15 protein-coding genes are annotated in these 21,730 nt (G+C 72.2%); 8 read left to right on the top strand and 7 right to left on the bottom strand.

The features are described from left to right. Positions 1-24: 24 nt before the first annotated feature. On the bottom strand, positions 25-516 hold the full coding sequence (locus CRP51_RS13320; protein ID WP_097231376.1) for a hypothetical protein: 492 nt from the start codon (positions 514-516) through the stop codon (positions 25-27). A gap of 274 nt (positions 517-790) precedes the next feature. Beyond that, entirely contained in the window at positions 791-1,513 is a 723-nt protein-coding gene (locus tag CRP51_RS13315) for a bleomycin resistance protein (RefSeq protein WP_097231375.1), read from the bottom strand. Between the two features lie 268 nt (positions 1,514-1,781). On the opposite strand from CRP51_RS13315, the gene CRP51_RS13310 reads away from it, so the two are divergent. The 3 genes from CRP51_RS13310 to CRP51_RS29515 all read left to right on the top strand — a co-directional run bounded on the left by CRP51_RS13310 (position 1,782) and on the right by CRP51_RS29515 (position 5,643). Further along, on the top strand, positions 1,782-3,347 hold the full coding sequence (locus CRP51_RS13310; protein ID WP_097231374.1) for a S1 family serine peptidase: 1,566 nt from the start codon (positions 1,782-1,784) through the stop codon (positions 3,345-3,347). Between the two features lie 72 nt (positions 3,348-3,419). After that, positions 3,420-4,148, top strand: coding sequence for a two-component system response regulator CseB (gene cseB / locus CRP51_RS13305; protein ID WP_097231373.1), 729 nt, complete (start codon positions 3,420-3,422; stop codon positions 4,146-4,148). 1 nt (position 4,149) lies between these two features. Beyond that, positions 4,150-5,643, top strand: a complete 1,494-nt coding sequence (locus tag CRP51_RS29515; RefSeq protein ID WP_245880566.1) for a sensor histidine kinase — start codon at positions 4,150-4,152, stop codon at positions 5,641-5,643. Between the two features lie 161 nt (positions 5,644-5,804). Here the strand turns inward: CRP51_RS29515 and CRP51_RS13290 are convergent, their stop codons facing one another. Then, positions 5,805-6,224, bottom strand: coding sequence for an Imm10 family immunity protein (locus CRP51_RS13290; RefSeq protein ID WP_170970542.1), 420 nt, complete (start codon positions 6,222-6,224; stop codon positions 5,805-5,807). Positions 6,225-6,234: 10 nt separating this feature from the next. Next, positions 6,235-10,791: a DUF6531 domain-containing protein gene (locus tag CRP51_RS13285; protein WP_097231371.1), complete on the bottom strand. Its 4,557-nt coding sequence runs from the start codon at positions 10,789-10,791 to the stop codon at positions 6,235-6,237. 893 nt (positions 10,792-11,684) lie between these two features. Here CRP51_RS13285 and CRP51_RS13280 point away from each other — a divergent pair. The 4 genes from CRP51_RS13280 (at position 11,685) to CRP51_RS13265 (ending at position 18,331) form a co-directional block, all read left to right on the top strand. After that, the gene (locus CRP51_RS13280) at positions 11,685-12,254 is read left to right on the top strand and encodes a GNAT family N-acetyltransferase (RefSeq protein WP_097231370.1); all 570 of its coding nucleotides are present in this window, start codon (positions 11,685-11,687) and stop codon (positions 12,252-12,254) included. A 133-nt stretch (positions 12,255-12,387) separates the two neighbouring features. After that, positions 12,388-14,100 carry a serine/threonine-protein kinase gene (locus tag CRP51_RS29975; RefSeq protein WP_281259651.1) on the top strand — a complete coding sequence of 571 codons (1,713 nt, stop codon included), beginning with the start codon at positions 12,388-12,390 and terminating at the stop codon, positions 14,098-14,100. Between the two features lie 545 nt (positions 14,101-14,645). After that, on the top strand, positions 14,646-16,739 hold the full coding sequence (locus CRP51_RS13270; protein ID WP_097231369.1) for a hypothetical protein: 2,094 nt from the start codon (positions 14,646-14,648) through the stop codon (positions 16,737-16,739). After that, positions 16,736-18,331, top strand: a complete 1,596-nt coding sequence (locus CRP51_RS13265) for an ABC transporter substrate-binding protein (protein WP_141514594.1) — start codon at positions 16,736-16,738, stop codon at positions 18,329-18,331. The genes CRP51_RS13270 and CRP51_RS13265 overlap by 4 nt, the downstream gene beginning before the upstream one ends. A 200-nt stretch (positions 18,332-18,531) precedes the next feature. On the opposite strand, the gene CRP51_RS13260 is transcribed toward CRP51_RS13265, so the two are convergent. Next, positions 18,532-19,605 carry a S1 family peptidase gene (locus CRP51_RS13260; protein WP_170970541.1) on the bottom strand — a complete coding sequence of 358 codons (1,074 nt, stop codon included), beginning with the start codon at positions 19,603-19,605 and terminating at the stop codon, positions 18,532-18,534. Between the two features lie 432 nt (positions 19,606-20,037). Between CRP51_RS13260 and CRP51_RS28485 the strand changes: the two genes are divergently transcribed. Further along, a complete protein-coding gene (locus CRP51_RS28485) occupies positions 20,038-20,223 on the top strand; it encodes a hypothetical protein (RefSeq protein WP_141514593.1) in 186 nt (61 codons plus the stop codon). 13 nt (positions 20,224-20,236) lie between these two features. On the opposite strand, the gene CRP51_RS13250 is transcribed toward CRP51_RS28485, so the two are convergent. Then, a complete protein-coding gene (locus CRP51_RS13250; RefSeq protein ID WP_097231367.1) occupies positions 20,237-20,869 on the bottom strand; it encodes a bifunctional 4-hydroxy-2-oxoglutarate aldolase/2-dehydro-3-deoxy-phosphogluconate aldolase in 633 nt (210 codons plus the stop codon). After that, the gene (locus tag CRP51_RS13245) at positions 20,866-21,708 is read right to left on the bottom strand and encodes a carbohydrate ABC transporter permease (RefSeq protein WP_097231366.1); all 843 of its coding nucleotides are present in this window, start codon (positions 21,706-21,708) and stop codon (positions 20,866-20,868) included. The genes CRP51_RS13250 and CRP51_RS13245 overlap by 4 nt, the downstream gene beginning before the upstream one ends. Positions 21,709-21,730 lie beyond the last annotated feature (22 nt).

Here is a 21,730-nt window from a genome sequence, read left to right as displayed (position 1 = left end):
TCACCCTTCGCGGACCTGGCGGGCTCAGCCCAGGGTCTGTCGCCAGGACTCCAGATAGCCCGTGAGGTCGTCGAAGACGCTGACCTCGGAGCCGGCGTAGACGACCTGCGGCTCGGCGCGTCCGTCGAAGGTGAAGTAGGCGCGTTCGAACGGCGCGTCCTGGTCGTCGAGGGCGAACAGCACGGTCGACGACGGGGTGAGGCCAGCCGGCGTCAGAAACCCGGGCGCGGTGTCGGAGACGATCATCTCCCGCACCGGACCGTGCCCATTCCACTCCCGAGTGGTGTGCGGGTCGCGCCATTCCAGCCGCACCGAGCAGTGCCTCCACCACGTCGCGTACGCGTAGAACTCGCGGATCTGCGGCGACGACGTGACCGTGGTACGCCCGTCCACGCACACCAACTCGTCGATCTCGACGCCGCGCGGCCCCAGCATGAGAGGGCCGAACTCCGCCGCCGCTTCGCTGTCGTCGCGGTTGAGCCGTTCGATCTGCTCCAGCAGTCGCGTGACGCACACGCGGCCATGGTGGCCGCCCGAACCGACCGCACGCCAGCGGAAGTGCGACGGGCAGCGGCAGTTCCTTCTCGATCCGTGCGCCGCGTGGTCGCGTCAAAGGTCGGCGACGGCCTTTCGGACGGCTTCCCCGGAGAAACCCCCGGGCGTCTCTCGGAGCGCTGGAGGCCGCGGGCGTGGGCCCACCCCCTCGGAGACGAGGCGGGGCCGGACCGCCGGACGGGGTTCAGCGCGCCGGGGACCGCACCGAACGACGGCCAGCGATCCGGCTCGGTCGTCACACCTCAAGCTGAGGCTCCGCACCCGTCAGGTCCTGCAGTCGCTCCAGTTCACCGCTGACGGACCGCCGTTCCTCGCCGGAGAGTCGCACCGCGGCGGCCTTCTTCAGCGCGGACACCGCCGTCGTCTCGTCACCGAGCCGCCCGGCCACGTCGCCGCGCAGGACGAGGAGGCGTACGAGTTGCGCGGGTGTCGGCCGCTCGCCGTCGAGCGCGAGCACCCGGTCGATGATCTTCGCCGCACCCGCCGGGTCCTCCTTGGAGTCGGCGAAGAGCGTGGCGTTGTGCAGCGCTCGCGCGAAGGTCTCCTCGGGGGCGGGCCGGTGGCTCGGGTCCTCGCTGGTGGGCTGCCCGACCCGGACGCAGTTGCCGCCGGGGTCGGTCATCAGGAACTGCCGCACCCCGTAGGACATGTCCTTCAGCGGCCCGATCCGCGGAATGCCCCGGCTCGGGATCCTCCCGTACGCGGCCTTGAGTCCGGCCCGGAACGCCTCGTACAGCCCGTCCACGTCGTCGGTGAGGACGTAGCACGTGCTGTACGACTGGCTGGGCTCGTACTTCTTCATGCCGAAGAACTGCAGCCCGATGTCCCCCCGCTCGACCACCGCGAACGGATTGGGGCTCCTCTGCACGAAGGTCACCTCGAAACCGAGAGCCGTGTAGAAGTCGACGACGGGCTGGATGGTCTGACACGGGAGCAGGGGAATCGTCTTCTCGGCCATACCCCCACGCTAGTCAAACTTGACTACAAGGGGAAGGGTCTTCGCGGGCCCGCGCCCCGTCTCCCCGCCCCGGGCGCCGTCCGCCAGCCCGGCCACGTTGATACACGACTGAGCGGTTGCCGCGTCGCCTCCGATACGCGGCAGAAACCCGCTGGTGGACCGCGGGGACCAGGGTGAGGCCGGACGGGGACGGCTGACCGCTGTCCCGCGGCGGCGGCCTGCCGGAAGCGGTGGCGGGCGGCGGACGAGAGGGGAGACACACATACACATGTCGAAGTACCGAAGGGCGGTCGGCGCGTTGCTGACGGGGATCGCGCTCGCCGCGATCCTCGTGGCCCCCTCGCCGTCGCAGGCCGTCGTGGGTGGCACCGAGTCCACCCGTGCCTACTCGTTCATGGGCTCGTTCCAACTGTCCTACCCCGCCCCGCCGCGCGCCGACCAGCACGGCTGCGGGGTGGCGGTCCTCGCGCCGCAGTGGGTCCTGACCGCCAGTCACTGCGCCGGCAGGAACCCGACCGACGCGAAGGTGGGTGTCCCCCGTGACTGGAAGGTCAGGGTCGGGTCGCTGGACACCACCTCCGGAGGCGAGGTCGCCGAGGTCGACCACTACTACCGGCTGGCGACCAGCCGCGACGAGGGGGGCTTCTGGGGCCGTGACCTCGCGTTGCTGCGTCTGCGGACCCCGGTTCAGGCCGAGCCGGTGCGGATCGCCTCGACCACGCCGCAGGACAACACGCCGGTCCGCATCATGGGTTGGGGCATGACCTGCGACGACGTCGACAACGAGGCGTGTTTCCCCACGCGGCTGCGGGAGGCCGACACCGTGGTGCAGCCGACGTCGACGTGCCCCTCGGCCGAGCCCAGCGGAGAGCTGTGTATCGGCAGCCCCGACGGCAGCGTCGCCGCGTCGAACATGGACTCCGGTGGGCCCGCGCTGGTCCGCGACGGCGACCAGTGGGCCGTGGCCGGTGTGGTCAGCGGCCCCGACGCGAGCGGCAAGACGCTGTTCACCGACGTCACCAGGCATGTCGACTGGATCAACGGCATCATCGGTGGCACCGACGTGCCCCCCGATGACCAGATTCCGGACGTGGAAGGCTCGGTGGACCTGGAAGGCTGTGCGGGCTCGGTGGTCCGCACCTCCGCCTCCGGGCCGCGGGACCCGGCGCTGGTGCTGACCAACGGTCACTGCGTGCAAGGAGAGCGGCCCGAGCCCGGGACCGCGATCGTGGATCAGCCAGCCGACCGCGGGGTGTCGATAGCCGACCGCCAGGGCTATCCCCAGACCACCGCCCACGCGGAACGGCTGGTGTACGCGACGATGACCGGCACCGACATCGCGCTCTACCGACTGGACAAGACCTACGGACAGTTGGAGGCCGAAGGCGCGAGGATCTTCCGGCTCACCTCCACGCCCGTGCGCGCGGGTGACCCCCTGACCGTGGCGTCCCTCGGCGCCCGCCACCACTGCACCGCCGAGGCCGTCGTCCCGCACCTGCGGGAGGGCGGCTATCAGCAGAACGACTCGATCCGGTACGCCGGCGGCGAAGACTGCTTCCCCGGGTACGGCGACTCCGGTTCGGCGCTGCTGGCGCCCGACGGCACCACGGTCGTGGGGATACACAACACGCACAACGCCGAAGGCGAGCAATGCACGGACAACAACCCCTGTGAAGTGGACCGGAACGGGGAAGTGACCTCCACGCGGGGCCGTGCCTACGGCCAGCAGGTGCACACGATCACGGCCTGCCTGGCCGAGGGATCGCAACTGGACCTGTCCCGCCAGGGCTGCGCGCTCACCGGCGGATCCGGCGCCGGCGTGGGCGCGAGGTAGGCGGGATTCACCAGGCAGGGGTCCCCCGGCGCATGATGGAGCTCCAGCGCCCGCGTCGTCCGATGGGGAGAGATGTCGGTTCCAGTGGCCGGGGGGAACACCCTGGCGCCCGTAACGGTCCTGCTCATCGAGGACGACGAGGTGATCCGCAGATCGGTCACCATGGCGCTGGAGCGCTACGGCTACCGTGTCACCTCCGCGGGTGACGGGCTGACCGGACTCGAACTGTTCCGGGAAGGCCGCCACGACCTGCTGCTGCTGGACGTGATGCTGCCCGGACTCGACGGCATCGGACTGTGCCGTCGGGTCCGGGAGACCAGCATGGACCCGATCCTGATGATGTCCGCGCGCGGCGACGCCCTGGACGTGGTCTCCGGCTTGGAGGCGGGCGCCGACGACTACGTGGTCAAGCCCGTCGACACCGCCGTGCTGGTGGCCCGGATCCGCTCGCTGCTGCGGCGGGCGACCTTCAGCCCCGCGGCGCGGCCGGAGGAACCCGCCCGCCCGGCCGAACCCGCTCCCCTGGTCTTCGGCGACCTGACCATCGACACCGCCGGCCTCGAGGTGTTCCACGCGGGCGAACCGGTCGCGTTGGCCCCCTCCGAACTGCGGCTCCTGCTGGAGTTCGCCGCGAACCCCGGCGTCGTCCTGGACCGGCGGACGCTGCTGCGCGACGTGTGGGACTACGGCTGGCACGGCGACAGCCGCGTAGTGGACCTGTGCGTCCAGCGGCTGCGAAGGAAGATCGGAGCGGAGCGGATCGAGACCGTCCGCGGGTTCGGCTACAAGTTGCGGCGCTGACATGAACACCCTGCGCGAGCTGCTGAACTGGCGTTCGTTGCGCTGGAAGACCGCGGCGCTCGTCACCGTGGCCTGCTGCGCCATCGCGCTGACCGCCGGGGTGCTGGTCCACCGCAGCATCCTGGCCCGGTCGATGAACGACGGCGGCGCCAAGGCCGTGACGGAGCTGTCCCTGGCCCTGGGGGCCTACGAGCGGGACGGCGCCCCGCCCGCATGGCTACGGACGTCGCCCGAGGCCATACCCGGCGAACTGCTGCGCCGGCTCCGGGACCCGCACGGCCAGCGGGACGGGTATGCCACCTGGTACGACGGTGACGGCCCCGGGGATCATCCCTCGATGTGGGCGGCGCGGACGTACCGGGGCGGCCCCGTGGCGGTGGAGGTCGACATGACGTCCGACCTGCTCACCCGGCGGGCCCTGGACCGGCGCCTGTGGAAGTACTCCCTCGTCGCGCTGGCCGTCGTCGTACCGCTGTCGGTGCTCGCGGCGGAACTCCCCCACCGCAGGCTGCGGCGAGTGGCGCGGACCGCACGACGGATCGCGGCCGGCGACCTGGCCGCCAGGACCGCTGCCGGTGCCCCGTCCGGTGGACCTCGCCGCGTGAGGCGCGTGAGGCGCGTGAGCCGCGTCGTCGGGCGCGGTCGGCCGGGTGACGGAGGGGTGCCCCCGTCGGCATGGGGGTCCCCCCAGCCCCTCGGGGAGTACCCGGACGAGCCCGACAACGCGGCACGGGGGCACCTTCCAGGCCCCCCAGGGCCGGGGGGAGGCCGTACCTGGCGGCGCGGCGGGGCAGAGGTACCCCGGCGGGACACCAGCCGCCGCGGCGACGAGATCGCCGAGATCTCCGCCACCGTCGATGCGATGGCCGACAGCCTGCACGCACGGCTGCTGGCCGAGCAGCGCTTCACCGCCGACGTCGCCCACGAACTGCGCACCCCGCTGACGGGCCTGGTCACCGCGAGCGAGTTGCTCCCCGAGGGGGAGGCCACGGAGCTGGTCAGAAACCGGGTGGGGGTGCTGCGGACCCTGGTGGAGAACCTGCTGGAGATCTCCCGGCTCGACGCGGGCGCCGAGCACGCCGATCTGGGACCCGTTCCGCTCGCCGAGGCGGTCGGGGAGTCGCTGGCCCGCACCGGGCTGCCGGCACGGCTCAGCACGGCTGGCGCCCTGTCAGCCGAGACCGACCCGCGTCGGCTCGACAGGATCGTCGCCAACCTGGTCGTCAACGCCCACCGGCACGGTCGCGCCCCCGTCGAGGTCGAGGTGGCGGGGACCCGCGTGACCATACGGGACCACGGCCCGGGCTTCCCCCGCGAACTGCTCGCCGACGGGCCCCGACGGTTCCACACCGGGGCGGCAGAACGCGGCCGGGGCCACGGCCTGGGGCTGACCATCGCGCTCGGCCAGGCCCAGGTCATCGGGGCGTCGCTGTCCCTCGCCAACGCGCCCGACGGCGGGGCCGTCGCCACGCTTCGCCTCCCGGCGGCCGACTGACGCGCCGCGGAACGCCGCATCGGCCGGGGCCTCGTGAGCCGTCGACGAGCTCACTCGTGTCCGAAGCGCGCGAGGGCCCTCCCCCTCATTCGCGCCCCCAGTGGACGTCAACAGGCTTGGTGGAACGGGGATTTCCCGCGCTCACCCCGGTGTGCGGGGATCTACAGCCCCGTGAGTCGGGGGATCTGGCTGGGGGCGCCCCAGGTGACCACGCGGCGGAGCATGGTGGTGAACTCGGCGAGCTCCTCGGGGCTCGCGTCGAACGTGACGTCGAGGACCGAATCTCCAAGCCGGAGGATGGCCGCGTCCTCGGGGGCGAAGCGGAAGCGCGCGGTGGGCGCGGTGAACTCGACGGAGAGCAGCCCGCCGTACACGGTGGCTCCTCCGACGACGATGCAGTAGGTGTTGTCGAAGAGGTCGTCCTCGTCGCGCAGCACGCCCTGCCACGGGGTGGGGGCCGACCTCGCTCGTTGGAAGGCCACGGCGAGACCGGAACCGTCCTCGCCTTCCGCGAAGCCCGCCTCCAGGACGTCGTCGTACTCGTCGTCGTCGACTCCCACTGCGTGGGCGGTGATCCTCATGTCCGGCTTCCTATGCTTGTCGTGTCCACTGACCTGCCCCCTTGGGACCGTCATAAGAGTAGGTGACGTTGACCCCCAGCTCGTTGACCATCCGGTTCATCGCCCCCTGGCACCGGTTGCAGGGCGGCAGCACGGCGTCGATGTAGATGCTTTCACCACGTTGTACCGGGATCTGGTTGAAGTAGGGGTCGTTGGGGATGTTGATGCGTGGCCCGGTGGAGGCTCCGGACAGGCGCGAGATGCGGTGCTCGGTGTGGGCAATGGCCTGCCGGTTGTAACCGGGAGTGGTCGCCGCTGCCTCGGCCGGGGTGGTTCGCCCGCTCCACAAGCCGTACTCCAGCCGCGTGGTGCCGTTCGGGCTGACGATGCGGACGTCCGCGATGTGGCCGTGGACGGTGTTGGCGTCGGCGCAGACCAGGCCGAGGGGGTCGATCCAGCGCCAGGGGTCGGGGACGTAGGCGTAGGCGTTGGGTGCCGCGGCCAGGCCGAGGGGGTCGGGAGTGAGGTAGCGGGCGTTGTCCGGGTCGTAGTAGCGGAAGAGGTTGTAGTGCAGACCGGACTCGTCGTCCAGGTACTGGCCGGGGAACCTGAGGGGGCAGTGGGCGCCGCCGGGGTCCCTGGAAGCGGACCTTCCCCAGAGGGTGCGGCGGTCGCGCCAGGCGAGTCGCCCGTCCTCATCCACCAGTTCGGTGGGGGTGCCGGCCAGATCGCTGACGATGGTGTAGAAACGCCGGTCGTATTCCTCCTGGGGTGAGTCAGGCCCCAGGGCGCGTTCGCGCTGGGCGACGACGCGGTGACTGCCGGGGCTCCAGTCCCAGGTGTGGCACGTCTGATCGGCCGAGTCGACCTGTTCGGCGAGTCGGTTGCCGTCCCAGACGAAGTCGACCTGGCGGATGACGCTTCCGTCGTCGTCAAGGCGCTGTTTGGCGATGCGCCGGCCCAACGGGTCGTAGAGGTAGTGCCAGTGGTGTCCGTCGGGGGTGGTGAGGTCGGTGAGCCGGTCGGCCGCGTCCCACCTGTAGGTCCAGGATCGGGTGCCGCCGGAGAGCAGTTTGCGGGTCCGGCGGACGACGCGTCCCTGTCCGTCGTCTTCGTAGAAGGTCCGGCCGGCGCGTCGCAGGCGGGTGCCCTGGTAGGAGCGGTCCCCGTCGTCGCCGGGCACCGTGCTCGCGCCCCCGGACTCGGGGAGCGCGGCGTTGGTCAGGTTGCCCGCGGCGTCGTAGGCGTAGCCCTCGGACCAGCCGCGTGCCCGGACGGCGGTGACGCGCCCGACGGCGTCGGTGGTCACGTCGCGGGTGCCGTCCGGGTCGGTGAGCGAGGCGAGGGCGCCGGTGGGGGCGTAGCGGAAGGTGCGGTGGTGGATCGTTGCGCCCCCGACGGACAGAGTCTGGCCGGTGAGGCGTTGGGCGCTGTCCCAGTCCTGGGTGAGCGTGGTGCCCCGGCCGACCTGCCGGGCCGTCTCCCGGCCGCTCGCATCGTGCGTGAAGGAGAGGCTGTCGCCGCCGGCCGTGACAAGTGCGGTGGGGCGGGAGGCCGCGTCGTGGGTCCAGTGACTGACCGCGCCGTGCGGTGTGCGGCGCTCGGTACGGCGGCCGAGGACGTCGTAGGTGTTGGTCAGGGTGCGCCCGTTGCATGTCTCCGAGAGGACCTGCCCCAACGCGTCACGGTCCAGGCGGAGTTCGGCCCCGGGCGCGACGGCCTGGACGAGGTGGCCGGCTTCGTCGCGGGCGTAGGTGGTGGTGTGCTCCTCCGCGTGCACGGCGGTGACTTGGCCACGGATGTCGTGCTCGAAGCGGAGGGTCTGACCGGCGCCGTTGGTGCGCGCGACCAACTGGCCGGCCGGGTCATGGGCATAGCGCAGGACGCGGCCGTCGAAGTCCTGCTCCCGGACCAGTCGGCCCGCCGCGTCGTAGGTGTAGGTCCAGGTCAGGCCGAGCTGGTTGGTCACACCGACCAGTCGCAGCTCGGTGTCGTGGGTGAACTCCAGTCGGCTGCCGTCCGGTTCGATCTGGGCGCGGACCAGGCCGAAGTGGCCGATCTCGAAGTGGGTGACCTGGCCGGCGGGGTCGGTGTGGGCGACCAGGTTGCCCTGGCCGTCCCAGCTCCAGTGCTCCACGGTCCCGTCCGGACGGGTGCGTGACGTGGGCTTTCCGTCGATGGTCCACGTGTAGTGGGTCGTGCCGGCCGGGTCGGTGACGGAGGTGACCCGGCCCAGGGCGTCGCGCCGGTAGCTGGTCGTGGCACCCAACGGGTCGGTCACCCTCCGGGGTAGGCCGGCGGCGTCCGCCTCGATCCGGGTGACCGCTCCCAGGGCGTCGGTGACGGCGCTCAGGCCGCCGTTCTCGTCGTACTCGTAAAGGGTGGTCGCGCCCACCGGGTCGGTGGAGGACAGGCGGTTGCCGGAGGCGTCGTAGGTCTGCTCCCACCGGAGGCCGCCCGGCTCCGTCAACGAAGTAGGCAATCCCAGGTCGTTGAAGGTGAGCGTGCTGGTGGCGCCGTCCGGAAGCGTGGTGCCGGTGAGGTTGCCGCGTGCGTCGTAGGTGAAGCGCGTGGTGCGGCCCAAGGGGTCGGTGCGGGCGATGACCCCGTGCACGGGATCCTGCTCGCTGACCGACTCGTGGCCCAGCGGATCGGTCTCGCTGACGAGTTGGGAGAACTCGTTGAACTGGTAACGGGTGGTCTGGCCCTGGGAGTCGGTCACCTCGGTGACCCGTCGGGCGCGGTCATAGGAGAAGGTGCCGGCGAGCAGGCCCTCGGAGCCGGCGACCCGCACCACCCGGCCATGGGCGTCGAACTCGTAGTCGTAGGCGGTGCCCAGTCGGTCCACCCACCCGGTGACCCGGCCCTCGCCGTCATAGTGGAAACGCACCGGGACGCCCGCCGGGTCGCGTATCTCCGTGAGACGGCCCGCGTCGTCGTACCCGTAGCGCACCAACTCCTCACCGGTCGCCTGGAGTCTGAGCGCGGATATGCGAGCGTCCCGGGTCTCCACCGCGATGTGGTAGCCGGCGGAGTGGCGCAGCGCCAGCGGGGTGCCGTCGGACGCGCGGTCGATGTCGATGCGTTGGCCGTTGCGGCTGGTGACGGCGGTCAGGGGGAGGGTGGTGACCTCGGCCCGCTGCCGCATCCCGGGGACCGGCACGAAGTGCAACGTGTGGCCCTCGACCGGGTCGCTCAGCTGGAACTCGCCTCCGGCCCGACCGTCCCAGCGCAGGGTGCGCCGCGCGCCGGCCAGCGGCGGCACGTCCTCGTTGGGACGGGGCACCGGGTACACCAGGATCGCGCCGTCGGGCGCGGCGTAGCACACACCCTGGTCGTCGATCTCCAGCCGCTGGTCCAGCGTGGAGGCCCACGCGTGTCCGAACCAGCCGCCGTGCCGGTAGGAGGAGACGTGGGTCCGGTCGAGGACCAGCGGCAGCACGGCCGGCAGGTTCAGGTCGGTCTCCTGGAGGATCATGTCCCCGGTGCAGGGGTCGACCGGGTCGCGGCACTTGAGCCGCTTCACGAAGTCGACAGCGGAGGAGTAGAGGTCGGAGGCGCCTTGCCGCAGCGTCGGGCCCAGCCGACGGATACCGTCGCCGATGGTTCGCAGACCGTTGCGCGCGGCCGACAGTCCGCCCCGCAGCCCACGGGCCAGACCGCCCAGCGTCGTCAGGCCCTTCATCCCGGGGATGCAGTCGAGCGCGGCGAACGCGACGTCGAGCAGCCCCGCTTTCCCCTGTGCGAACTTGATCAACGTGTCGGCGAGGACGACCACGGCGGCGGCCAGCACGACCCAGGCCAGCGGTCCGCCGATGATCAGGACGACGATACCGAGGACGGCGACGATCACCTTGCAGACGGCGACGAGCGTCTCCCAGGCGTCCGTCACCCACTCGATGACCTTCTCCCACCACTTCTTGTTCTGGATACCGGCGTCGGAGGCTTCCTCGATGTCCTGGGCGCAGACCCGTGCGGCCTCCTCCCGCATCTCCAGGGCCTCCTGGGCGAGTTGACGGGCAGCGGACAGCCGCTCCTCAGCGTCGTTCACCCGGCTCTGGGCCACGCCGGCCGCCGCCTCGGCGGCCTGGCGGTCACGCGTCGCGGCACGGACGTCGTCCTCGTCCGGCGGCTCGACGTTCTCCCGTTCCCCCTCGCGTTGCAGCCGCTCGGCCTCGTCGCCGGCCCGCCCCACCCAGTCCTGCGCGTCACCGAGAGCCGACTGGGCGCTCGCCAGGTCGGCCTGCGCGGAGATCGCCCGGTCCAACGCCCGGTCCGCCATGCCCTGCGCGGTCTGCAGCTTCGGCCAGTAGGTCTGGAGGGCCGCCGCGCAGAGGGAGTAGCTCTCCTCCAACTTGGTCAGGTTGTCCGGCACCCCATCGAACTCGGCGCGGAAGGCGTCCGCCGACAGCCCCGCCCAGTCCAGCACCGCACGCTCCGAGGCCAGGCCACGGATCTTGCCGAGCGCCTCACCGACGTCGTCGGCGAACTCCTGTAGGTCATCGGCCAGTTCCCGTACCTCGTCCGGATCGCCAGGGGTGGGGTCCCTGTCCATGTCCACCGGGCTCCAGTCGGACGCGCGCGCCATGACCTACCTCCAGACAAAGAACTAAGATGATCATAGAAAGGGCGGAGACAGAGCGTCAAAGCCGACGACGCACTGTCGCCGACCTTCATGTGATGGGCTGTCGCCTGGCTTGGCGTCAGCCGGACCGGCACCGCGCGGGCTGGTCAACGGCCCCCCGCTGACGGCTTCCACGAGCTTCGTCGAGTTTCGTCGAGCTTCCACGACATACGTACCCAGATCGTCCGCCGCGATCCGGGGGCAAGCGTTCCGCCCGCCCGCCGCGGGGTGACACAAGCGGGTGGCGGGGACTGCGGGAAGCAGGCCCGCAGGTCACGCGCCGCCGCGACCCTGTGATCCGCCGCGGGCGCGCGGGAGCGTCTTCCGGCGCCTCGGAGCGCGGGAGCGGGTGGTCGGGGCCGGGGAGTTCCGGACGCGCCGGGGAGCGGCGCGGCCGTCCCGGTCGCGCCAGCTGAGGCCGCGACAGTGCAGGTGGAGCGCGCGGCGGCGCCGCGCGCTCGCACCGTCCGGCGCGACCGGCAACGCGGTCGCCCACCCCGTGACCGCCGAGGCGGGCACCGCCGGCGTCGCCGTGTCACCAACGTGCCGGGACAACACACCCAGCCACCCGCGGCAGCGGCTGGCGACTCGACGGACGCGAGGGCCCCGACGCGCGCCGGGACGCCCCGTTCCACGGTGCGTTCCCGCCGCCGCCGCACACGGCCGGCCAACACGCCGATCCGCCTCATGGCACTCCCAACGGTGCCGGCGGGCCGCCGACTCGACGCCCCTCTGCCGTGGCGAACACCGCGAAACCCACGTGTGGGCCCGCGAGTTCACGCTTACCCTGGCGACCATGACCCGGCCGACTCGTGACCACGCGCCGTTGCACACCACGACGAACGAGGACCACGAACGTGACCCGTGTCATCCGTGACTACACCCCCGCGGACGAGACCTCATGGCTCCGCTGCCGGGTGCTCTCCTTCCTCGACACCCCCTACTTCGACGACGTCGACCAGACGAAGCCCCAGATCCCTCCGCCGGGCTTCGAGCTGGTCGCCACGGACGGTTCCGGGGCCGTGCTCGGCGCCATGGACGTCACGGTCGACGACGACCTGGCCACCATCGACACGGTCGCCGTCCACCCCGACCACCAGCACCGGGGACACGGCCGGGCCCTCCTCGCGGAGGCCCGAGCCCGCGCCCGTGCCCTGAACCTGAACGCGCTCGACGCCTGGACGCGGGACCACCCCGACACCCTGCGCTGGTATCGAGCCATGGGGTTCACCGAGAGCAGCCACTACCTGCACGTCTACGCGCACCACTACACCTCGCCCGGCGAGGCGGACCGAGCCGTGGAGAGCCGGCGTCCGGGACTGAGACCGATGGCCGTCTTCCTGAACGCCGACCTGGACGACGAGGAGCGGTTGAGGGCGGAGTTCTCGCGCGTCCACGTCTGCCGCCGGTTCACCCTGCGCCTGTGACGAGGCGCCACCCCGGTCCGCCGCCGCCACCGACCGTCGTCCACGCCCGTGGACGGACGCCGCCCGACCCGCCGTACGATGACCTACACCCGGTGGCGCCCACCGCCGACCACGCAGTGAGGGGGACACCCGCGTGACGGAACCAGGGGCCGGTCCGACGCCCGACCCGACGTCCGGCCCGCCGCCCGCCGACCAGGTCCGGCCGCTCCAACCGCAGGACCCGCGCGAGGTCGCCGGCCACGCCCTCCACGGCCGTCTCGGTACCGGCGGCATGGGCACCGTCTACCTCTCCACCGCCCCGGACGGCCGCCCCGTCGCGCTCAAGCTGGTGCACACCCAGCTCGCCGAAGACCCGCTCTTCCGGCGGCGGTTCGAACACGAGGTCAAGGCGGCCCGGCGGGTGCACGGCCGGTTCCTGGTCCCGCTCGTCGCCAGCGACACCGACGCCGCAGTGCCCTGGCTGGCCACGGAGTACGTGCCGGGCCCCTCGTTGCTGGCGGCTGTGGCCTCGCACGGTCCGCTGCCGCCCGACGCGGTGGTCCGGCTGATCGCCGCGGTCGCCGACGCGCTGGCGACCATCCACGCGGCCGAGGTCGTCCACCGCGACCTCAAGCCGGGCAACGTGCTGCTGGCCGCGGACGGGCCGGCCGTGATCGACTTCGGCATCGCGCGGGCCGCCGACGCCACCTCGCTGACCAGCGCCGAGTCCCGCGTCGGCACCCCGGCGTTCATGGCGCCGGAACAGATCGTGGGCCACGGCTCGGTGACGGCCGCGGTGGACGTGTTCGCGCTGGGCCTGACCGCCGCGTTCGCCGCCGCCGGCAGCCACCCGTTCGGCGAGGGTGCCACCCCCGCGCTCCTCTACCGGATCATCAACGAGGAACCCGATCTGGCCGGCTGCCCGGCCGAGTTGCGCGACCTGCTCGGCGCCTGCCTGGCCAAGGACCCCGACGACCGCCCGGACCCGGCAGCCCTCGTCGAGTCCTGCCGGGAGCTGGCCGCGGCGATGGGCCTGGCAGACCACCTCCCCGGCGACGGCTGGCTCCCCACCCACCTGGTCGCCCCGGGCCCGCCGCCGGCCGCACCGGCACCCGCCCTGCCGCCGCTCGTTCCGCCGCGGATCATGTCCGCACCGGTCCCCGGGCCGCTGACCACCGCCCCGCCGCACCGGCCGGCCCCCCGGCCGGGCGGCCCCGGCAACGGCGCCCGCCGCGCCGCCCTCGCGGCCGTGGGCACCGTGGCCGCCGCGGCGCTGGCCGTCGTCCTGATCGCCGTCCTCTCCAGCGGCGGCGGCTCCGACGACGAGCACGCCGACGGCGCCGCGCCTGGCGACCAGCAGACCGCCTCCTCGCGCACGCCCCGGACGCCGGACCCGGAACCCTCCACCGCGGACGAACCCGACATGCCCGAACCGGAGCCGGAGCCGGAACCGGAGCCCGAACCCGACCCCACCACCGAGGAGGCGGTCGAGGAGCCGCCTCCCACCGGCGACACGCACGACGCCCGGGACAACGCCTCGGCCAGCATCGAGATCCTCAGTTTCGTCACGCTCTACGACGACTCCTGCGCCTGCGAAATGGGGTACGCCGAGATCGGGGTGGACGGCATCGACGCGGACTCCTGGGTCGTCGTGGACTGGTATGTGGACGGCGCCTTCCAGGACGTCCGAATCTCCGACGACCTGGCCGGGCCCAGCGAGTTCGTCGCCCTCGAATACCCCTATCCGACCGACGACTGTTTCCTGACCTACTCCGTCGAGGCCACCCTCTACCCCTCCGACACGCCCCTCTCCGCCACCGCCGATTACAGCGGCTGCGCGGACTTCCCGCCCCCTCTCCTGGACTAGGGCCTCTCTTTCGCGGGACTCCTGACGCGGACCGGATGAACACGACCGCGAGGGGAAGTGCGGCGAGGAATGCGGGCGCGGTTTCTCGTCGTAGCGGAAGGCGAGACCGCGCCGGGGTCTGTCGCGGCTGACGGCATTCTTCCACCGGCACCGCCGCCGAGGAACGCGCCGCCGGCGAAGGGCACTGGCGCGACCTCGCACTCCTCCACGCCTGAAAGCGGGCACGCGCCCCCCGGCGACGCGACCACGACGGCACGTACCCGGTCCGCGCATTGCCGTGGCAACGGCGCCCCACCCGCCCCTTTCGCAACGGAGTTCCCACCGGCCCCTCGCGATTCCCTTTCCCGTCCGAGAACTTTTCCGGGACCGCACCCGGACAACAGGGGGAACACTAGGATGCCTTCGGGGGCACGCGACGAGGGGGGAAGTGTGCGTCCGCCGATTCCGAGCCCCCTCACGCAGGTGTTTCAGGCCGCGCGTCGCGCGGTTCGAGGGGGAGAGTGGTGAACGCGCGATCGAATTCTCCGAATGGTTTATCGGAACCCTTGTACGGCCTCACGCCCCTGACCGGGCTGCTGGTGCCCCGCATGGTCCTCGGGAACGACCATCCCGAAGCGCCGCGCGGTAAGCCGGTCCCCGGTCCGGTCGTCCAACTGCTGGGAGGCCGGCTCAGCGGCAAGAGCGCCGTACTCCGCGACCTGGAGGCCCAGTACACCGGGCGCACGCCGACGGCCTCGGTGGACCTGGCCCATCCGGGCTTCGGTCAGCCTGGGCTCGCCGACGTCAGAGCGCATGTCGGCAGCACCGGTTCCCTGGTGACCCATCTGCTCTTCCTGCTGGCGGCACGGCTGGGCGCGGACGTCCCCGGTATGCACCGCATCGAGTTCCCCCGGCTGTCGCTCGGCCTGTTGATGGCCACCGCCTGGCGCCCCCTCCGCTCCGACGCCTCCGGGGAGGACGAGGAGGGCGGTGAGGGGGACGAGGGCGAGGAGGGTGTGCTGCCCGCCGACTACCGCAGGGAACTGGAGCGACTGGGCACGTGGCTGGAGCAGATGCAGCCGAACGCCTCACGGCGTGAGCGCAGGCGCCGTTTCGCCGCCCTCTTCGACGTGCTGGTCACCCATCTGGGAGCCGTGACCGGGCTGCCCGAGCCGATCTCCGGCCTCGTCGTCGACACCGCCAGGCCGCTGCTGGAGTCCACCGGGCTGGACGAGGCACCGTTCTCCTGGTGGGGCGCGCGGATGCGCCGCAGGGGCGTCCACCACAGCAGCAACCTCTGGCTCCTGATCGCCTTCCACGCGCAGTTCCGCGGCGAGGACACCAGGATCGACGCCGAGGAGGATCTGGTCGCGGCCTTCCTCGACGACATCGACGCCTACTACACCAGGAAGCGGCTGGGCAACGGCGCGAAGCGGCCGCTGATCCTGCTGGACAACGTCCACGCCGAGCCGGGACGCGCCCTGCTCCGGCTCCTGCTCCCGCACTACGACCTGGTCACCACGCGTCCCGTCGTCGTGGCCACCCAGCTCGACGACGGGCGGGAGCCACGGCCCGGCCCGCTGGCGCTGCTCGGCCAGGGCTGGCCGGACGGCGGGGCGGTGCGGCTGGCCCTGCCGCCCCTGTCCCAGAAGAACATCCGCGCCATGCTCACCGGGCGCGGCCTGCCCGCCTCCCTCCAGTGGCCCGTGGCGCGGTTCAGCGCGGGGCGGGCCGGATGCGTGCGCCATCTGGTGGACGCGGCGCGGGGCGAGCACGGCCTCTCGCCGGCCCCGGGGACGGCCGGCGACGCCGGGTCGTACGCGGACGAGTTGCTGCTGCGTCTGCTTCCCGAGGCGGACACGCGCGAGGATCTGACGCTGCTGGCCCCCGCCCTGGATTCCCGGGCGGCCCACAGGCTGTGGCGCGCCAGGACCCCGCCGCGCGTGCGGACGCCGTTGGAGGCGGAGGCCCGTTTCGTCGCGCTGAGCAGGGAGTTGGCCGCCGCCCACTGGCACAGGCGGCCCTGGCCCTGGCCCTCGGGGGAACTCGTCGAGGGCCGCGCGCCGTTCGTGGCGGACCAGGGGCTGCGGACCCTGTTGCTGCACCGCCTGACGGCCTCGGCGTCGGAGGAGGCGGCCGGTCGGTGGACCCGCACGCATCTGTTCCTGCGGTCGTTGTACAACCTCAGGGAACTGCCGCCGGGCGCGGCGGAGCACAGCGTGCCGTATCTCCACCACACGCTCGCCCTGCACGATCTGGCCAGCGTCGTGCGCTGTCTGCACCACCGGCTGACCAGGAGCGGCCCCGAGGAGTGGCTCGCCGCCGTCAACGCGATCTGCGCGGCGCCGAGGCCGCCCGCCGGGGTGGTGCCGGTGACCGACGACGGCCTGGGCTGCCCCTCCTGCGAGACCGTGCACCACCAGGAAGCGCACGACATGGTCCGACGCCTGGTGACCTACGTCTGGCGGCACAGCGGCCCGCTCGCGCCGGTGCCGACCACCGACGAGCTGCCCGACACGTTCCACCACGTCTCGGTGCAACTGCACTCCCACAACAGAGAGCGGGGCGTCATCGAGGCTCTCGCCAGGGTCTGGTACGGCGCGCTGAGAAGGGGAGTTCAGGCACCCCACCTGCCACCACCGAGAGGAGTCGAACCGTGAGGCCATCGACGGGACGGGAGTCGTGGGCGAAGCTGCGGCGCCGGTGGAACGACCTGGGGTGGAAGACCCGGCGCCGCCTGCGGGCGATCGGGATCCTGCTCTCCCTCGCCCTCGTGCTCGCGGGCGGGTGGGGCGTCGTCAGTCTCGTACTCCCCGACCTGACCTGCGACGAGGACGAGGGCATCGTCCGGGAGACCGAGGGCGGAGAGTGTGTGGGCGTCACGGACGGCTCCTATGTCTTCGCCGAGTACCTCAGGGAGTCGCTGGACCTGGTCAAGACGGAGAACGAGCGGGTGGAACGCGAGTGGGCGGACGAGGAGGTGCCGTATGTGACGGTGGCCTTCATCCTGCCCTTCACCTCGCCGGACGCCATCGAACAGCAGCAGATGGTCTCGGAGTTGCAGGGCGCCCATCTCGCGCAGTACCGCGCCAACCGGGAGGCGGAACGGCCCGGCATCCGTCTCGTCGTGGGCAACACGGGGGAACACAGCGAGCAGTGGTCCGTCGTGACCGACCGGCTCGCCGAACTGGCGGACTCGCCGCAGGAGCGGCTGCGCGCCGTCACCGGGCTCAACGTCAGCACCGACGAGACCAGCGCGGCCGTGCGGGAACTCACCCGCGACCATGGCATCCCGGTGGTCGTGGGCCCCCTCACCGCGGACGGCCTGGAGAACGACCCGGAGGGCTCGTACCCGGGGCTGGCGAGGGTGATCGCCGACAACAGCGACCAGGCGGCGGCGCTGGCGTCCTTCTTCGGCGACATCGACCCCTCGCGCACACTGCTGGTCGAGGATCTGCGCGAGGAGGACGACTACATCAGCTCGCTGCGGGAGGTCTACCAGGAACGGACACGGGACGCGGCGCACGCCCCCGAGACGTTCCGCTCCCCGCCGAACATCAACGACGAGGGCAATCTCGCCAACGAGTTCCAGGCCATGGTCAACAGCATCTGCAACATGACCGACGTGGACACGGTGTATTTCGCCGGGCGCAACGTCCAGCTCAGGCTCTTCGTGAACGCGCTGGTCGGACGCGGCTGCCAGGACAAGGACTACCAGGTGATCACGATCTCCGGCGCCTCCACGCTCATCACCGACGAGAAGCTCGACTGGGAGGGGTTGGAGAGCGGAAGCGTGACGGTGCGGTACACCAGCAACGCCCACCCGGACGCCTGGAGGTCCGAGGAGGCGCCGGCCACCGGGGGTTCGGAGGCGGACTTCAACGAACTGCTCGCAGCGCGAGACAGGGTGGGGCTGACCGGGCTCGACCTGTCGGACTCGCGGGCGATCACGATGCACGACGCGGTGACGACCGCCGTGGAGGGCATCCGGAACTCGGTGACGTCCGAGAGCGCGGTCCCGCCCCTGGACGCGGTGGCGAACGCCTGGTCGCGGATGCACGGTGACCCGGGCAACTTCATCCACGGCGCCAGCGGTTGGATCTGCCTCGACGCCTACGGACGGTCGTACAACAAGGCGGTCTCCATCGTGCGGCTCGACCCCGCCGAACGGGGCATCCGCTTCGAAGGGCTGGCCTGGCCGACCGGCGCGGCGCCGGAGGCCAACTGCCCGATCCCCAACGACCGGGAGTGAGGCCGCGCGAGGGCTTCCGCCGGGCGGCGCGGCCCTCGGAAGCGGGGCGGCGGGGCGCCTTCGCGGGGTCCGGTCCCGGTGGCGGGGCGCGTTCTGTGGGGGAAGCGTGAGACGCCCGGCCGGGGGTCCCGGCCGGGCGTCTCGTCAGGTGCCTGGCGGCCCCTGAGGTCGTGTGCCGCCTGCCGACGGAGGGCCGGCCGTTACGGGATCGTGGCGCCCACCGCGTTCAGCGCGGCGACCACCGGCTGGAAGAAGGTGGTGCCGCCGCTGGAGCAGTTGCCGCTGCCGCCCGAGGTGAGGCCGTGCGCGGTGTTGCCCGAGAAGAGGGCGCCGCCGCTGTCGCCCGGCTCGGCGCAGACGGTCGTCTGGATGGTGCCGCGCACCGTGCCCTGCGGGTAGGTGACCGAGACGTTGAGGGCGGTGACCCTGCCGCTCGTGACGCCCGTGGTCGAGCCGGACCGGGTGACGGTCTGGCCGACGACCGGGTTGGCCGCGCCGGTGATGGAGCGCGCGGTGCCGTTGTACAGGTTGACCGCGCTGGGGCTGGAGATGCTGGAGCTGTACCGGCCCGCGGCGTAGTCGGAGCCGGGGAAGACGCTGGTGCTCAGCGTGCCGAACGACGAGCCGCCGGAGGAGGCCGACCAGCTGCTGCCGGCCGAGCCGCAGTGACCGGCCGTCAGGAAGCCGCGCTGGCCGCCGATGGTGACGTTGAAGCCGAGCGAGCAGCGGGCGCCGGAGCGGTAGATGGCGTCGCCGCCCGCGATGTACGGGGAGAACTCGCCGTCGACCTGCTCCAGGACGGCCTGGCCGCCCAGGTCGGCCACGGTGTCCTGGAGTTCGGTGAGCGCGTCGCCGGTGACGGTGGAGTCCACCGTCACCTTGACGGCGTTGGCGACGGGGTCGATGCCCCACGCCGTGCCGGGCACGGCGTACTCCTCGACCTCGCCGGCCGCCGCCTCCAGCTCGGTCATGGAGTGCTCCACCACGCGCGCCTCGGCGCCGGTGGCCTGGACCTCGGCGATGGCGGAACCGTCCGTGACGTTCACCACGAGGGTTTCCGTCTCGGCGTCGTAGAAGGTGCCGGCCGTGTCGGCGGACAGCGTCTCGTCCAGGGTGGTCGCCAGCTCGACGGCCGCCTGCGAGGACAGGGTGTCCGGAGTGAAGCTCTGGGACTGGGCGTTCGCCTGCGACATGGTGAACGATCCGGCCAGCAGTGCCGCGACACCGGTGACGGCCATGGTGAGGCGCCGGGCGGACTTGCGTCTGTTCGTCACGCTTGTTTCCTCCTGGTTGAGGTCCAAGGTTTCGTGAGAGGGGTACACACCGGTCACGTGTTCATGACAAGTGCACGCGACGAGCATCCCGCCGTCGCCCCGCCCACACAAGGACGGCTTTCCGGCCAACGACCGCCCCGCCCCGGACGCGACGCGGCGGTCGTCCGGCGGCCGGGAGCTGGGGCTTGTGGCCGCACGTCGGCCGGCGCGTCGAATTCGACAGGCGGAATGCGCACCTCCGCATGACGGGTCGGCAGGAGGTCGGCGGCATTCGCGTTGGTCCCGAGGCGGACGACGGACCGCCCGGGCGTCGGTCGCCCGGGCGGCCTCGCCGGCGCGCACCGGTGCGTACGACGCCGGCCACGCGACCTCCGCCTCGGGGTCGCGACCGGCGACTGCACCTGGTCGATCCTCGGCGCCGGCGAGCGCCCGATGCACCTGGGCGCCGACACCTACACGTGGAAGGACTGCCTCATCCCCGGGGACGGCTACCACGTCCAGCAGTCGACGCTCCACCCCGACACCCCGGACTGGGACGAGGCGCTGCTCACCGACTACTGGTTCCTGTACGACTCCCAGGAGATCCAGTGGGGGTCCTCGCTCGACCCGCACTTCTGATCCGCGCCTCCGCTCACGCGCCCTCGCGGGCCCCCTCCCGCCACGCCGCCGTCAGTGCCGCCGCGCGGGTGCGGAGGGACGCGAGGGCGGCGGGGGTGGTGGCGGCGGCGCTGACGAGGGAGGAGCCGACGCCGACCCCGTGGCAGCCGAGCGCCGCGTAGCCCCGGGCGGCCGGGGCGTCGACGCCGCCGGTCGGGAGCAGCGGGATGTCGGGGAGCGGGGCGCGGACGGCGCGGACGTAGTCGTGGGCGCCGGCCGTGTCGGCGGGGAAGACCTTGACCGCCGCGGCGCCCAGGCGCCAGGCCGTCTCGATCTCCGTGGGGGTCAGCGCGCCGCAGAGCACGGGCACCCCGGCCTCGCCCGCCGCGTCGAGGACGGCGGGCGAGGTGGTGGGGGTGACCAGGAACTGGGCGCCGGCGCCCACCGCGCGACGCACGTCCTCGGGCGTGCGCACCGTGCCCGCGCCGACCGCCGCCGGCCCCCCGGCGGCGCGCCACCGCGCGAGGGCGGCCTCGGCGCCCGGGGTGGTGAGGGTGACCTCCAGCGCGTGGACGCCGGCGTCCACCAGGACGTCGTGGAGCGCGTCGGGCGGCGCGGCGCGCAGCCGCACGATGGCGACGACGCCTCCGGGAGCGGCGGCGGTCATCCCTTCACCGAGCCGTTGGCCATGCCCTTGGTGAGGAAGGGTTCGAGGAGGAGGAAGAGGATCACCATGGGGACCATCGAGATGAGGCCGACGGCCATCAGTCCCGACCAGTCGACGCTGAACTCGCCGATGAAGGAGGCGATGCCGACGGTGACGGTCCAGCCGTCGGGGTTGCCCATGAGGGTGCGGGCGAAGAGGAAGTCGCCCCAGGTGAGGATCGAGGCGTAGGTGAACGTCGCGGCGATGCCCGGCTTCAGCAGCGGGACGATCACCCGCCACAGCGCCCCGGCCCTGCCGCAGCCGTCGATCATCGCGGCCTGCTCGATCTCCACGGGCACGGCGTCGACGAAGCCCTTCATCAGCCAGGTGGTGAACGGGACGGTGGCGGCGGTGTTGACGAGCGTGACCGACCAGAGGTTGTTCACCATGCCGAAGTTGGCGAAGAGGACGAAGATCGGGATGATCAGCAGGGTGCCGGGCAGCATCCGGCTGAAGAGCAGGGTGAAGCCCATCGCCTGCTGGCCCCTGGTGCGGAAGCGGGAGAGGCTGTAGCCGCCGAGGGTGGAGACGACCGTGGAGAGGATGGCGGCGCCGAGGGTGGTGAGGGTGGAGTTCCACATCCACTCCATGACGGGCACGTCGCTGAGCACGGAGGCGTAGGCGTCGAGCGAGGCGGCGTCGGCGGGCGGGAGCAGCGGCGGGTCGGAGACCAGCAGGCGTTCCGAGGGAACGACCGAGGTCATGATCATCCAGTAGATGGGGAACATCAGCACGGCGGTGACCGCGATCGCCAGCGCGAGCAGCGACCACCGGCGGGGCGCGGAGGGGGTGGTGGACATGGGTTGCTCCTGTGGTGGCGGG

This window comes from Streptomyces zhaozhouensis, assembly GCF_900230195.1.
In the GTDB taxonomy this organism is placed as follows: Bacteria; Actinomycetota; Actinomycetes; order Streptomycetales; family Streptomycetaceae; genus Streptomyces; species Streptomyces zhaozhouensis.
The sequence above is the reverse complement of the archived record's forward strand: the minus strand, read 5'-3'. Positions and strand labels throughout refer to the sequence as shown.